The 12,874-nt window shown below is 63.7% G+C and carries 13 protein-coding genes; 12 read left to right on the top strand and 1 reads right to left on the bottom strand.

What is annotated here, in order from left to right:
• Positions 1–30: 30 nt before the first annotated feature.
• From WCY17_RS03730 to WCY17_RS03715, 4 genes are read left to right on the top strand one after another with little or no spacing between them, the layout of a single operon-like run.
• On the top strand, positions 31–798 hold the full coding sequence (locus WCY17_RS03730) for an SDR family NAD(P)-dependent oxidoreductase (protein ID WP_372700824.1): 768 nt from the start codon (positions 31–33) through the stop codon (positions 796–798).
• A gap of 27 nt (positions 799–825) precedes the next feature.
• Positions 826–2,313, top strand: coding sequence for a phosphotransferase (locus WCY17_RS03725; protein WP_372700823.1), 1,488 nt, complete (start codon positions 826–828; stop codon positions 2,311–2,313).
• Between the two features lie 31 nt (positions 2,314–2,344).
• Entirely contained in the window at positions 2,345–3,094 is a 750-nt protein-coding gene (locus WCY17_RS03720; RefSeq protein ID WP_372700822.1) for a 2-phosphosulfolactate phosphatase, read from the top strand.
• Entirely contained in the window at positions 3,091–4,026 is a 936-nt protein-coding gene (locus tag WCY17_RS03715) for a 2-hydroxyacid dehydrogenase (RefSeq protein WP_372700821.1), read from the top strand. Before WCY17_RS03720 ends, WCY17_RS03715 begins: the two co-directional genes overlap by 4 nt.
• On the opposite strand, the gene WCY17_RS03710 is transcribed toward WCY17_RS03715, so the two are convergent.
• Entirely contained in the window at positions 4,020–5,480 is a 1,461-nt protein-coding gene (locus WCY17_RS03710) for a catalase (RefSeq protein WP_372700820.1), read from the bottom strand. The genes WCY17_RS03715 and WCY17_RS03710 overlap by 7 nt on opposite strands.
• A 183-nt stretch (positions 5,481–5,663) precedes the next feature.
• On the opposite strand from WCY17_RS03710, the gene WCY17_RS03705 reads away from it, so the two are divergent.
• The 8 genes from WCY17_RS03705 to WCY17_RS03670 all read left to right on the top strand — a co-directional run bounded on the left by WCY17_RS03705 (position 5,664) and on the right by WCY17_RS03670 (position 12,858).
• Positions 5,664–6,647, top strand: coding sequence for an NADPH:quinone reductase (locus tag WCY17_RS03705; protein ID WP_372700819.1), 984 nt, complete (start codon positions 5,664–5,666; stop codon positions 6,645–6,647).
• 127 nt (positions 6,648–6,774) lie between these two features.
• Positions 6,775–7,551, top strand: coding sequence for a DUF4198 domain-containing protein (locus WCY17_RS03700; protein WP_372700818.1), 777 nt, complete (start codon positions 6,775–6,777; stop codon positions 7,549–7,551).
• A gap of 1 nt (position 7,552) precedes the next feature.
• Positions 7,553–8,179 (top strand): cobalt transporter CbiM, encoded by a 627-nt coding sequence (cbiM, locus tag WCY17_RS03695; RefSeq protein WP_372700817.1) that lies wholly within the window; start codon positions 7,553–7,555, stop codon positions 8,177–8,179.
• Between the two features lie 7 nt (positions 8,180–8,186).
• The gene (locus WCY17_RS03690) at positions 8,187–8,855 is read left to right on the top strand and encodes a hypothetical protein (protein ID WP_372700816.1); all 669 of its coding nucleotides are present in this window, start codon (positions 8,187–8,189) and stop codon (positions 8,853–8,855) included.
• Positions 8,852–9,571 carry a cobalt ECF transporter T component CbiQ gene (gene cbiQ / locus WCY17_RS03685; protein WP_372700815.1) on the top strand — a complete coding sequence of 240 codons (720 nt, stop codon included), beginning with the start codon at positions 8,852–8,854 and terminating at the stop codon, positions 9,569–9,571. Before WCY17_RS03690 ends, cbiQ begins: the two co-directional genes overlap by 4 nt.
• Positions 9,559–10,287 (top strand): energy-coupling factor ABC transporter ATP-binding protein, encoded by a 729-nt coding sequence (locus WCY17_RS03680; protein WP_372700814.1) that lies wholly within the window; start codon positions 9,559–9,561, stop codon positions 10,285–10,287. The genes cbiQ and WCY17_RS03680 overlap by 13 nt, the downstream gene beginning before the upstream one ends.
• A 137-nt stretch (positions 10,288–10,424) precedes the next feature.
• Complete coding sequence (locus tag WCY17_RS03675; protein ID WP_372700813.1) at positions 10,425–11,513, top strand: mechanosensitive ion channel family protein; 1,089 nt, start codon at positions 10,425–10,427, stop codon at positions 11,511–11,513.
• A 4-nt stretch (positions 11,514–11,517) separates the two neighbouring features.
• Positions 11,518–12,858 carry an SLC13 family permease gene (locus WCY17_RS03670; protein ID WP_372700812.1) on the top strand — a complete coding sequence of 447 codons (1,341 nt, stop codon included), beginning with the start codon at positions 11,518–11,520 and terminating at the stop codon, positions 12,856–12,858.
• Positions 12,859–12,874 lie beyond the last annotated feature (16 nt).

Genomic DNA, 12,874 nt, shown 5'->3' with positions numbered 1-12,874 from the left:
TCAATCGGCATCCATCAATCCGGAGGGGCAATGAAAAGCCAATTTGATCTGGCCGGCAAGGTTGCGCTGGTCACGGGGGCATCCGGGGGTCTGGGTGCGCACTTCGCCGGTTTCCTGGCCGACAGCGGCGCATCGGTCGTTCTGGCCGGGCGACGCCTCAATGTGCTGGAAGAGCTCGCGCATGAGATCATCGCGCGCGGTGGCAAGGCCCATCCGCAGGTGATGGACGTCTGCGATGACACCAGCGTAGCCAACGGTTTCGAGGCAGCATCCAGGGCCTGCGGGCTGATCGATGTCGCCGTCTGCAATGCCGGGGTGGCCCTGACACGCCGGGCGATCGAACTGTCACCCGACGAATGGGATCGCGTTCTGGGCACCAACCTGTCGGGCTGCTGGCGGGTGGCCCGCGAAGCCGGTCAGCGGCTGGTTCAGGCAAGCAGGCCTGGCGCCATCATCAACGTCACGTCGATCCTGGGGCATCGCGTGGCCGCTGGCGTCATGCCGTATGCCGTGGCCAAGGCCGGGCTCGAGCACATGACACGCTGCCTCGCGCTCGAGTGGGCCCGCTATGGCATCCGTGTCAATGCGCTGGCTCCCGGCTATGTGGACACGCCCCTGAACAGCGATTTCTTCGCTACGGATGCCGGTCAGGCCCTTGTTGCGCGGGTGCCGATGCGCCGGCTCGGGCAGGCCGAAGATCTGCGCGCGCCGCTGCTGCTTCTGGCCAGTGATGATTCTGCCTACATGACGGGCAGCACCCTGGTGGTCGATGGCGGTCACCTGCAGTCCACGTTGTAGATGTCCGGGTCGTCCAGGAGAGAACGCATGTCATCACGGCAGTCCGGGGGAGAACGCATGTCCAGGGCGTCCAGACTGGCAAACCTGCTGGCCTTCATTCAGGCACAGACCGGCGCCGCAGGCATCGAGGCGCTCGACTATCAGCCCCTCTCGGGGGGCGCCATCCAGGAAAACGATGGCCTGGACGTGCGCCTGGAGGGCGGCTCATTGCCGGGGGAACACCGCTTCGTGGTGCGCAGTGATGCTGCAGCCACCCTGTCGCAGAGCCTGAGACGCTGGCAGGAATACCAGGTGCTCGAGGTCGCGCATGCGGCTGGGGTCCAGGTGCCCAGGCCGTATTGGTCCAGCCGCGACCCTCAGGTGATCGGGGCTGATTTCTATATCATGCAGCGGGCAGCAGGTTCGGCCGATGCCCGCAAGCTGGCCAGAGACGACGGCCTCACCCGTACCCAGCGCAGCGCCCTGGTGTTCGAGGTCGGGCAGAACCTCGCCCGCCTGCACCAGGTACCGTGCACGCCGGACTGCCTGCCGTTCCTGGCGCGTGCCGAAGGCGCCCCTGCGCAGCAGCGCCTGGATGAGTATCGGCACGCGCTCGATGGCTTGTCCACGGTCTATCCGGCCATCGAACTCGCGCTCCGGGTCCTGCAGGATCATGCGCCACAAGACTCATCCCGTGTCCTGTGCCATGGAGATTTCAGGGCGGGCAATTACATGGTCGAAAACGGCCGGCTGACCGCCGTCCTCGACTGGGAATTCGCATCCTGGAGCGATCCCAACGAAGATCTGGGCTGGATGTGCGCGCGCAGTTGGCGCTTCGGCCATCCAGAGCGTGAAGTGGGCGGTATTGGCGACAAGCCTGATTTTTTTGCCGGCTATCAGAGCGTTTCGGGTCGGGAGATCGATCCTCTCGTGGTGTCGTGGTGGGAACTCATCGCCAGCGTGCGCTGGGCCATCATTGCCCATGAGCAGGCACAGCGGCATCTGTCGGGCCAGCAGGTTTCGCTCGAGCTCGCACTGACGGGCCGCATGCTGCCCGAGATCCAGCGCGACCTGATGCTGCACCTGCGCGACTTTCTCGCCCTGTCGGGCGATGCTTCGGTGTCCCTGACAGACCGGCCACTGGCCGTGCGGCACGGCGAGCGGCCGTGGGCCGAGTATGTGGATCATCCAGATGGCATCGAACTGCTGCAGGTGGCGCGCCAGGCCCTGCTTGAAGACGTGCTGCCGGCCTTGCCGCCCGGGCAGCGCTACAACGCGCGCATGGTGGCCAACGCCATGGCCATTGCCCGGCGCGAACTCGAATGGGGCGCAGGGCTTCGGCAGGCCCGCCACGACCGGGTGCAAGCGTTCTGTCGGGTCCATGACATCGCGCCGGCCAGCCTGCGGGGTCTGGCCAGGCACATCCGTCATGCCGACGGGGTCGCAGCGTCATTGGCGCCATTGTGCGCGCTGGTCGACGAACTCCTCGAACTCGAACTGGCACTCAGTAACCCCGGGCGCACGCAACTGGCCTGAAGCGCCGGCACGCCCAGCTTGAGATACATACATGAAGAAGGTATTCGTGGTTCCGACCAAAGACGGCCTGCAGACGGATCGCGGGCCGGATTCCGCCGTGATCGTGCTGGACATCATTTTTGCCACCACTTCGATCACTGCCGCCCTGCAAGCGGGTGTGGAGCGCATCATACCGGCACTGCATTTCGATGATGCGGTCCGGCTCCACAGAGAATCGGGTGCGGGCGACAGCGTCATTGCCGGTGAATTGAATGCCGAACCCTTTCCGGGGGGGCTGCCTTTCGATCCCCTGGCGCTGGCACAGGCCGATCTGGCTGGAAAGACCTTGATCTACGCAACCACCAATGGCACCGTAGCGTTGCGCCAGGCGCAGGGTTTTCGTCTGACATGTGCCGCGAGCCTGCTCAACACGATGGCGGTGGTTCGGCATCTGCTGGCCCGATCCGACGAATATTCAGATATCGTGATCGTGTGTGCGGGCTCGAGGGGGCGTTTCAGCCTCGAGGATTTCTTTGGTGCGGGCTACGTCGTTCAATGTCTGCGGCAGGCAGCCCGGGGCCCGCTGACGTTCAGCGATGCGGCCCTGGCGGCCGAAATGTGCTTTGCCAATGCGCAACCGGTGCAGGCACTGGAGGGTTCGCGTGTCGGGCGCCTGATGGTGGGTCGTGGGCTTGCTGACAGCGTGGCCTACACGGGCCGGCTCGACTGCAGTGACGTGATACCCGTGTTCCACGGTGGCAGCATCCGTGACCAGTCGCGGGTTTTCGAAGGGGGCGCATGAACACGATTCTTTTCGCGTCCACCCATGTGCGGAACACGGCAGACTGGCTCGATGCGTTTCGTGCAGCGCTGCCGGGGTTCGAATTCGTCCCGTGGGATGACAGCGGCACGACCGTCGGTGCCGAACTCGCCATTGTCTGGAATCCGCCCGCCGCGCTGCTGCAGCGTGAACCGCAGGTGCGGGCGCTGTTCAACCTGGCTGCGGGTGTGGATGCCTTGCTTTCGGTACCGGGCCTGAGCCCGGAGATGCACATTTTCCGCCTCGAAGACGCGGGCATGGCACCGCAGATGATTGAATACGCCGTCCATGCGCTGCTGCAGCAGTCGCGTGATTTTTCCAGGTATGCGCGCCAGCAGCGGCAATGCCAGTGGCTGCCGCATCCGACCATACGCCGGATCGGCTGGCCGGTGGGGGTACTCGGCATGGGGTTGATGGGGCAGGGCGTGGCCCGTGCCATCGCCGGCCTGGGGTATCCGGTGGCCGGCTGGTCGCGCAGCCCGAAAAACATCCCTGGTATCGAGAGCTTTGCGGGCCTGCCTGCCCTGAATGCCTTTCTGGCCCGCACGCGCGTGCTGATCAATGTGCTGCCTCTCACGGCCGAAACGCGTGGGATCCTGAATCGCGACACTTTTGCGCGCCTTTTGCCGGATGCCCACGTGATCAATGTGGGGCGCGGTGGCCATCTGGCCGAAGAGGACCTGATCCCGGCACTCGATGACGGCTTGCTGTCGGGCGCCACGCTGGATGTGTTCCAGGTCGAACCGTTGCCGGCCGATCACCCGTTCTGGTGTGACGAGCGCATCGTCATCACGCCGCATGTCGCAGCCGATACCGTGCTGCAGGATGCCGTCGAACAGGTTGCGGCCAAGATACGCTGCTACCTGGATGGCGGGATGCCGTCGGGTCAGGTCGTTCTCGAGAATGGCTATTGAGCCGCCGCCCCGTCGCCCGCCAGCCCCAGTGCCTTGGCCACACCGGCCCCATAGGCCGGGTCACAGCGCGTGCAATTGTCGATGTGGCGCCGTTTGACTGCCTCTGATGCGTCGCCCATGTTGCGTGCCGTATTGTCGAACAGTACCTGACGCTGCTCGGCGCTCATCTTCTGGAAAAGCGCGCGTGGCTGGCTGAAGTAATCATCGTCATCTTCATGAAAATCCCAGTGATCGGCGGCACCGTCGATCTGCAGCGGCGGTTCGCGATAGTCTGGCTGGTCTTTCCACAGGCCGGCGCTGTTGGGCTCGTAGGCCAGGGTGCCGCCGAAGTTGCCGTCAACGCGCATGGCCCCGTCGCGATGGTAGCTGTGCACCGGGCAGCGCGGGGCATTGACCGGGATCAGGCTGTGGTTGACGCCCAGCCGGTAGCGTTGTGCATCGCCATAGGAAAACAGCCGGCCCTGCAGCATCTTGTCGGGTGAGAAGCCGATGCCGGGCACCACGTTGGCCGGGTTGAAGGCCGCCTGCTCGACGTCGGCGAAGTAATTTTCGGGGTTGCGGTTCAGTTCGAATTCGCCCACCTCGATCAGGGGATAATCCGCATGCGGCCAGATCTTGCTGAGATCGAATGGATGGTAGGGCACCTTGGTGGCATCCAGTTCAGGCATGATCTGTACAAAGAGTGTCCACTTGGGGAAGTCGCCACGCTCGATGGCCCCGTAGAGATCGCGCTGGTGGGTCTCGCGGCACTTGCCGATGGCGGCTTCGGCTTCCTGGTCTGTCCAGTTGCGGATGCCCTGCTGCGTGCGGAAGTGGAACTTCACCCAGAAGCGCTCATTCTGGGCATTGATGAAGCTGTAGGTATGTGAACCAAAGCCGTGCATGTGGCGATAGCTGGCCGGGATCCCGCGATCGGACATCAGGATCGTGACCTGGTGCAGGGCTTCGGGCAGCAGAGTCCAGAAGTCCCAGTTGTTCTGCGCGCTGCGCAGGTTTGTGCGCGGGTCGCGCTTGACGGCGTGATTGAGGTCTGGAAACTTGAGTGGGTCGCGCATGAAGAACACCGGCGTATTGTTGCCGACCAGATCCCAATTGCCTTCTTCCGTGTAGAACTTCAGCGCAAACCCGCGGATGTCCCGTTCGGCGTCGGCGGCGCCGCGTTCCCCGGCTACAGTGGAAAAACGGGCGAACATTTCGGTTTTCTTGCCGATCGCCGAAAATATTCTTGCGCGGGTATATGCCGTGATGTCGTGGGTGACCGTGAACGTGCCCCAGGCGCCGGATCCTTTGGCGTGCATGCGTCGTTCCGGGATGACTTCGCGATCGAAGTGGGCGAGTTTCTCGAGAAACCAGACATCCTGCAGCAACTGCGGGCCGCGTGGTCCAGCGGTGAGTACGTTCTGGTTGTCGACGACCGGACAACCGGCTGCGGTGGTCAGCTTCTTGTGATCCATGGGGTGCTCCTTGCAGAAATGGCCGGGGCGATGCGGTATCCCGGGTGTGGTTGCGTATATGATCAGTCTAGGCGACATCGGTTGACCTGACCAATTGGTATTGTTCATGGATGCCATTTATTTTGGCTATATGATCCATTGAATCAATTATTGAAATATATTGAATGATCCATGGAGTGTCTGATGCATGCAGCATGGTATGAGAAAAACGGGCCGGCAGCCGAGGTGCTGCAGGTGGGCCTGCAACCTGACCCGCAGGCCGGGGCTGGAGAAGTGCGCGTGCGCCTGAGGGCTTCGGGGGTCAATCCGTCGGACACCAAATCGCGCGCGGGTGGGCGGCCGGTGCGCTGGGATCGCATCATTCCACACAGCGATGGCGCGGGCGAGATCGATCAGGTGGGTGAAGGCGTTGCGCCCGGTCGCCTGGGGGAACGCGTCTGGGTGTGGAATGGCCAGTGGCAGCGCCCCTCGGGTACGGCCGCCCAGTATATTGCCCTGCCGGCCGTACAGGCCGTCACCTTGCCGCCGTCTGTCAGCTTCGAAGAGGGGGCGTGCCTGGGGATCCCGGCCATGACGGCCTTTCACGCGGTGCGCTTGCTCGGCGATGTGCACGGCAAGACCATTCTGGTGACCGGTGGTGCCTCGGGTGTCGGGTTTTATGCCGCCCAGATGGCCCGTTTGTGGGGGGCGCATGTGATCACGACCGTGGGCTCGGCTGAAAAGGCCGCGGCCATGGCCGCAGCGGGCCTGCCCGATGTGATTCTGTACAAACAGGGCGATGTGGCGCATGAGGTGCTGCAGCGCACGGACCAGAAGGGGGTCGATGGTCTCGTCGACCTGGATTTTTCATCCTCGCACGAACTGGTGTCGCAAGGCGCAGTGGCGCCGCACGCCTGCGTGGTGCCGTATGGCAGCAACCGCCGTGAGCCTGTGGCGCTGGATTTCTGGGCCTGGCTGTATCGCTCGATCAGCCTGCGGCCCTTTCTCGTGTACGAATTGCGGCCTGGCGAGCGCGAGGCGGCGATCAATGGCATCAACCAGATGCTGCGGGCCGGGAAACTGCGGCATCTGGTGGGTGAGGTCTGCCCGCTGTCCGATATCGTGCGCGCCCACGAAGCCGTCGAGTCTGGCCGGGTGCTGGGCAATGTCGTGGTCGACTGCGCGTAAGGCGCGAGGGCTGCGTGCGGCCTGCACCAGCAGGGGGCAAGAGGGGGGTTCGGGGGCTGCGGTCGGTTGACGATAAATCTCAGGACGCTAGAATTGGCGGGTCTGCCCATATTTCAAGGATGCGTTCATGTTTCTGCCCCTGCTTTCCCGTACGGCTTTGGCCCTGATGCTGGCCGGTTCTGTCGCCGGGCCCGCATCGGCCCATTTCCAGGAAATCCTGCCGCCAGCCGATGTACTGCCCGAAGGCGGCGAAGTGACCCTCGATCTGGTGTTCACTCATCCCTTTGAAGGCGGGCCGGTCATGGACATGAAACGGCCTGCGGCGGTGGGCGTCCTTGCGCATGGCACGAAAACCGACCTGGCCGCCAGCCTGGTCGAAAAATCCGTCGATGGGGCAAGTACCTGGCAGGTATCGCATGATCTGGCCGAGCCCGGGGCCGCCGTATTCTACGTGACGCCGCAGCCGTACTGGGAGCCCGCCGAAAATCTGTATATCGTGCACCACGCCAAGGTGATCGTCGACAGTTATGCATCGGGCGAGGGCTGGGACGCGATGGTCGGTCTGCCGGTCGAAATCCAGCCCCTGACGCGTCCAACCGGGCTGTGGGCAGGCAACGGCTTCACAGGCGTGGTGACCCAGGCCGGCCAGCCGGTGCCATTTGCCGAAATCGAAGTGGCCTACGTGAACGAGGCCGGTATCGAGGCGCCCAACGATGCCTTCATCACCCAGGTGCTCAAGGCCGATGCCAACGGCACCTTCACCTACGTCATGCCCATGCCGGGCTGGTGGGGGTTTGCCGCGCTGCTCGAGGGCGACGCGCCCATGCAGTCGCCCGAGGGCAAGCCGGTGCCGGTCGAGGAAGGCGCACTGATCTGGGTTCATGCGAGCCCCGTGAGCCAGTAGCATGGCCCACATCCCCGACGGCATCCTGTCCGTCCCGGTGCTGGTCGGGGGGGGCGTCGTCGCCGCCGCAGGGGTTGCCCTGGCCATCCGGCGCATCGATGACCGGTCGATACCTCGCATGGCGATTCTTTCCGCCGTGTTTTTCGTGGCCTCGCTCATCTCGGTGCCGATCGGTCCGTCCAGTGTGCACCTGCTCCTTTCAGGGCTGATGGGGTTGATCCTGGGGGTGGGGATCTTTCCAGCCGTCGTGGTGGCGCTTGTGCTGCAGGCCGTTCTGTTCGGTTTTGGCGGTTTGACCACTCTGGGGATCAATGCCACCAATATCGCGTTGCCGGGCGCCATCGTGGGGCTGCTGCTGGGGCCCTGGGTGCGCCATGCGCGCTCGCCGTTTCGGGCCGGGTTGCTGGCCGCGGTCGGCGCGGCCCTGTGTGTACTGGCGACCGGCGGGCTGGTGGCACTGGCACTGTGGCTGTCGTCTTCCGAATTCACGCCGGTGGCCAAGGTGGTGCTGATCACCTATGTGCCTCTGGCGCTGGCTGACGCGGTCATTACGGCTGCCATCATCGGGTTTCTCGCGCGTGTCAGGCCGCAGGCGCTGCTGCCCCACCTGGCGAGTCCGGACAGGTGATCCAGTCATGAACCATTGCACGATGAGCCCCGCGGTACGGGCCAGGCAAAATGGCCACCCGTCGCGCCTTGCGCGCGTGATGGCGCTGCTTCTGATTGCTCTGTTGGCTGGCCCGGTGAACGCCCACAGCCTGCGGCTCTTTGCCAGGGTCGATGGCGCGCAGGTGAGTGGCTACGCGTTCTTCATCGGGGGCGGGCGGCCGTCCAACGTCGGCTGGGTGGCAAAAATGGATGGCGTCGCGGTCGCCGAAGGCCACACCGATGACGAAGGTCATTACCAGTTCACCGTACCCTCGCGGGTCACGGGTGATGTCGTGATCACGGTGGACACCCAGGAAGGTCACGTGGCGACCACCCGGCTGCCGCCGACGCGGTTTGCCGACCTGTCGGGCGCGGATGCACCACAGGGCGGCGCATCCGGGGGCACTGCTCGGGGGCCCGACGCCAGCCAGGGTGCTGCACCGCTGCCTGGCGATGCTCGGGCCGGCATGCGTGCGCCCCTGGATGCAGCCGATCGGCAACTGGTCGAAGAGGCCGTCGAACGACAAGTGGGGCCCCTGCTCGAACGTATCGAGGCCATGGATGCGCGCATGCGTCTGACCGATACGATGTCCGGCATTTTCCTGATCATTGGCTTGGCGGGCATCGGCTTGTGGGCACGTAGCCGCAAGCGATGACTCGCCCCCATGATCTGCGTCTGCGCTTGCTGGGCAGCCTTGTGGCCCTGATCCTGTTCACCCCGGTACGGGGGCTCGCGCCTGCCGGTGCGGGGCTCGTACTGGTACTGATGCTGTACGCGATCCATCGCCAGGCCATCCCCTGGAAGCGGTTGCTGCACCTTGAAGGGTTTCTGATCCTGTTGCTGATCACGCTGCCATTCACGATACCCGGGGGTGAGCTCTTGCGCCTGGGGCCATTTGTCGCGACTGTCGAGGGCCTTGCACGTGCGCTGGTGCTGGCCTGCAAGGTGACGGCGTCGGTGCTGCTGGTATCCTTGATGTTTGCCTCGGCCGATGTACCCAGCCTCGGGGCGGCCTTGCGCGGCCTGCATGTGCCCGAGGCCCTGGTGCGCCTGTTTGTGGCGGTGGTCAGGTACCTGGCGCTGATCCAGTCCGAGTTCCTGCGTTTGCGCGAATCCATGCGGGCCCGGGCCTTTGTGCCACGTTCCAGCCGACACACGTGGCGCAGTTACGGCTACCTGCTGGGGATGCTGCTGGTGCGGGCCATGGAGCGCGCCGACCGGGTCGAAGAGGCCATGCGCCTGCGCTGTTATTCGGGGCGGTTTCCGCAGTCCGAACTGCCTGCGCCGGCCATGAGAGACTGGTTCGCCATGATGGGCCTGATGGCGGGGGCTGCGCTTCTTCTTGCGTGGGACACGATATGGATGAACTGATTCGCGTGCATGATGTTCAAGTCCGGCGTGATGACAGGCTCGTCCTGGATCGCGCCGGCTTCACCCTTTCCAGGGGCGAGCGGCTGGCCATCGTGGGGCCCAACGGCGCCGGAAAGACGACCTTGCTGCGCACCATCGTCGGGCTCGAGCAGGCTGCCGGGGGTGAAATCACGCTGTTTGGTGAGAACTGCCGGCGTGAAGCCGAATTTCGCAGCCATCGTCCGCGCATCGGTTTCCTGTTTCAGGAAAGCGATGACCAACTCTTTTGCCCCAGTGTCATCGAAGACGTTGCATTCGGCCCGTGCAACCTCGGCATGAGTAACGATGAGGCCCGTGCGCGTGCCATGGAAACGTTGCGTGAACTGGGTATCGATCATCTGTCCGAGCGTTTTGCGCATCGCCTGTCGGGCGGGGAAAAACGCCTGGTCTGCCTGGCAGGCCTGCTGGCCATGCGCCCCGAGGTGCTCTTGCTGGATGAGCCGACCAACGGCGTGGACCACGAAAACGGCGAGCGCCTGCGTGCGGCCCTATTGACATTTTCGGGTGCAATCCTGCTAGTATCACATGATGAACAATTTGTCACACAAATCGCGACCCGGGCCATGGCGCTGTCATCCGGTGTTCTGAAAGAGGCCGAAATCCACGTGCACCCCCATGTCCATGTGCACCCGCATCTCCACGTCAGGGGCACGGTGGCGGGCCAATCCCATGCATGACGCGGGCTGCGGGCTGGCAGTCGCCGATGGAGCCGACAGACCCACAGGAAGCGCCATGAAGTTTCACAGGAGGCACCATGAAGCGCCACAGGAAGCGCCATGAAATCTCACAGGAAGCACCATGAAATTTGCCCATCATGATTTCTGAAGCCCTGCTGGTCAAATACGGGCTGGGCCTGCTGATCATGGCGGGCGCTGTGCTGGGGGCCTGGCTGACGCGCGCCAGACTGCACCGCGGGCAGGCGCGCAGCATTCCGTGGAAAGTGTCGTTGCATGCCTTGTACGCCGTCTTCCTGTGCGTGCTGGTCCTCACATGCAGGCACTACGCGATCGATGCGGTGCAGGACATGGATCTGCCGGCCTTTTCGGATCGCGTGGTCGACCTGTCCACGGTGGCGGCAATCGCCTTGATCCTGGTGCTGCAGGCGTTCCTGTTCATCGATCTGATGGAGCACCGGCAGATTCTCAAGGGCAACGATGCCACGACAGCACGCCTGATCGCCCGCACCTTCAAGGTGGTCGTGGTCGTCGTACTGGTTCTGCTGTTTGGCGAGAAGCTGGGGTTCAGTGTCTCGGGCTTGCTGGCGTTTGGCGGCATCGGCGGCATCGTGATCGGGATGGCGAGCAAGGATGTGCTCAGCAATTTCCTCTCGGGCATCATGCTGTTCTACAACCGCCAGTTCAACATCGGCGACTGGATCAGTTCACCGGATCGCAATATCGAAGGGACGGTCGTGGAAATCGGCTGGCGCATCACCAGGATCATCACCTTCGACCACCGCCCGCTGTATGTGCCCAATTCACTGTTTTCCTCCATCAGTGTCGAAAACCCGGGCCGGATGACCAACCGGCGCATCAAGGCCACCATCAGCCTGCGCTACGAAGACGCCGGCCGGATGCGCGCTGTCGTGAATGACATCCGCGATATGCTCCGGCACGATGACCGGATCGATCAGTCACAGACTCTGCTGGTGTATTTCGATGCGTTTGCCAGTTCATCCCTGGATATCCTGGTGTACTGCTTCACCAAAACCACCAACTGGGCGCAATGGCTCGAGATCCAGCAGGATGTGTACCTGAACATCATCGATATCGTGCATCGCAATGGGGCCGATCTGGCCTTCGATACGCAAACCCTGTACCTGACTGGCGCAGCCACCGATACGCCATCCACTGGCACGGCATCCGGCGGGCAGGAACGACACGGATCTTCAGAAGGACAATGAAACAATGGATCTGACGGTTCTGATCTTCCTGCTGGTGTATGTGGTCATGGGGCTTGGCAAACTGCCGGGTCTCAGGGTCGACCGGACAGGGGCTGCGGTCGTCGGGGCGCTGGCCATGATCGTCGTGGGCAGCATCAGCCCCAAGGGCGCGTGGATGGCCATCGATTACCGCACCATGGGTCTGCTGTTCGGCCTGATGGTGGTCTCGGCCTCTTTCTCGGTTTCTGGTTTCTATGGCCGGGCCGCCACGCGGATTGCGCTGCTGCCCCTGCAGCCGGCCCACCTGGTGGCCTTGTTGGTGCTGGTGGGGGCGGGCCTGTCAGCTGTGCTCACCAAGGACGTGGTGGCGGTGGCCATGGTGCCTTTGCTGGTTTCCCTGACGCTGGCGCGCAGACTCAATCCGACGCCATTCCTGCTGGCATTCTGCTTCGCCGTCAATACCGGGTCGACGGCCACCTTGATCGGCAGCCCGCAGAACATGATCACCGGGCAGACCCTGGGTATTTCCTTCAACGACTTCGTCGTGGCCACCGGCGTGCCAGCTGTGCTGTCACTGCCCATCGTCTGGATCATGATCGTGCTCATGTACAGGGGCAAGTGGCAACTCGCGGAGCCGGTGCAGGCCACCGATCCGGCGCAGGCTGCGGGCCCGGCGCGCATCGCGGGTCAGGCACAGGCTGCGGCCCCGGCGCGCATCGCGGGTCAGGCACAGGCTGCGGCCCCGGCCCATGCCCCTGTCGCGCCACCGGCGTTCGACCGTCTCGAGACGTACAAGGCGTCCGTGGTGGCCCTGGCTGTGATGGCCGCGTTCATTTTCAGTCCCTGGCCGCACGAACTCGTGGCCCTGGCGGCCGCCAGCCTTCTGCTGCTCAGCCGCAGGATGTCGTCGCACGATGTCCTGGGCCGGGTGGATGGCAATCTGCTGCTGCTCATCGCCGGCCTGTTCGTGGTGAATGCTGCCATGTCGGCCACAGGTCTGCCGCAGAAAGCTCTGGGAGGCCTGGAGCACCTGGGGCTGGACCTGAACCATCCGCTGACCCTGTATGGGGTGGGCGCGGTGCTGAGCAATCTGGTGGGCAACAACCCTGCCGTCATGCTGCTCGTGCCCTATCTGGATACGAAACTGCATGTGGATGCAACGGCCGCGGCGCTGGTCCTGGGTACGGGGTTTTCCAGCAATCTGGTTATTTTCGGCAGCCTCGCTGGTATCATTACGGTCGAGCAGTCCGCATTGTTCGGGGTCCGGATTTCATTTGGCGAGTTCTTCAGGGCGGGGGGATGGATCACTCTCCTGACCATGCTGATGGCTGCCCTCTGGGTGGCTTTTCTTGGGTCTTCCATGTAGAGCTGCCAACATGACG

The organism is Castellaniella sp. (assembly GCF_041677825.1).
GTDB lineage: Bacteria > Pseudomonadota > Gammaproteobacteria > Burkholderiales > Burkholderiaceae_B > Castellaniella.
Note: the sequence above shows the minus strand (reverse complement) of the source record. Positions and strands in the feature narration are given on the sequence as shown.

Excerpts from the sequence above, each read along its gene's own strand:
- WCY17_RS03680 (WP_372700814.1), top strand. The coding sequence starts at position 9,559 with ATGGATGAACTGATTCGCGTGCATGATGTTCAAGTCCGGCGTGATGAC.
- WCY17_RS03710 (WP_372700820.1), bottom strand. The coding sequence starts at position 5,480 with ATGGATCACAAGAAGCTGACCACCGCAGCCGGTTGTCCGGTCGTCGAC.
- WCY17_RS03725 (WP_372700823.1), top strand. The coding sequence starts at position 826 with ATGTCATCACGGCAGTCCGGGGGAGAACGCATGTCCAGGGCGTCCAGA.
- WCY17_RS03715 (WP_372700821.1), top strand. The coding sequence starts at position 3,091 with ATGAACACGATTCTTTTCGCGTCCACCCATGTGCGGAACACGGCAGAC.
- WCY17_RS03675 (WP_372700813.1), top strand. The coding sequence starts at position 10,425 with ATGATTTCTGAAGCCCTGCTGGTCAAATACGGGCTGGGCCTGCTGATC.
- WCY17_RS03720 (WP_372700822.1), top strand. The coding sequence starts at position 2,345 with ATGAAGAAGGTATTCGTGGTTCCGACCAAAGACGGCCTGCAGACGGAT.
- WCY17_RS03705 (WP_372700819.1), top strand. The coding sequence starts at position 5,664 with ATGCATGCAGCATGGTATGAGAAAAACGGGCCGGCAGCCGAGGTGCTG.
- WCY17_RS03690 (WP_372700816.1), top strand. The coding sequence starts at position 8,187 with ATGAACCATTGCACGATGAGCCCCGCGGTACGGGCCAGGCAAAATGGC.
- WCY17_RS03670 (WP_372700812.1), top strand. The coding sequence starts at position 11,518 with ATGGATCTGACGGTTCTGATCTTCCTGCTGGTGTATGTGGTCATGGGG.
- WCY17_RS03730 (WP_372700824.1), top strand. The coding sequence starts at position 31 with ATGAAAAGCCAATTTGATCTGGCCGGCAAGGTTGCGCTGGTCACGGGG.
- cbiQ (WP_372700815.1), top strand. The coding sequence starts at position 8,852 with ATGACTCGCCCCCATGATCTGCGTCTGCGCTTGCTGGGCAGCCTTGTG.
- WCY17_RS03700 (WP_372700818.1), top strand. The coding sequence starts at position 6,775 with ATGTTTCTGCCCCTGCTTTCCCGTACGGCTTTGGCCCTGATGCTGGCC.
- cbiM (WP_372700817.1), top strand. The coding sequence starts at position 7,553 with ATGGCCCACATCCCCGACGGCATCCTGTCCGTCCCGGTGCTGGTCGGG.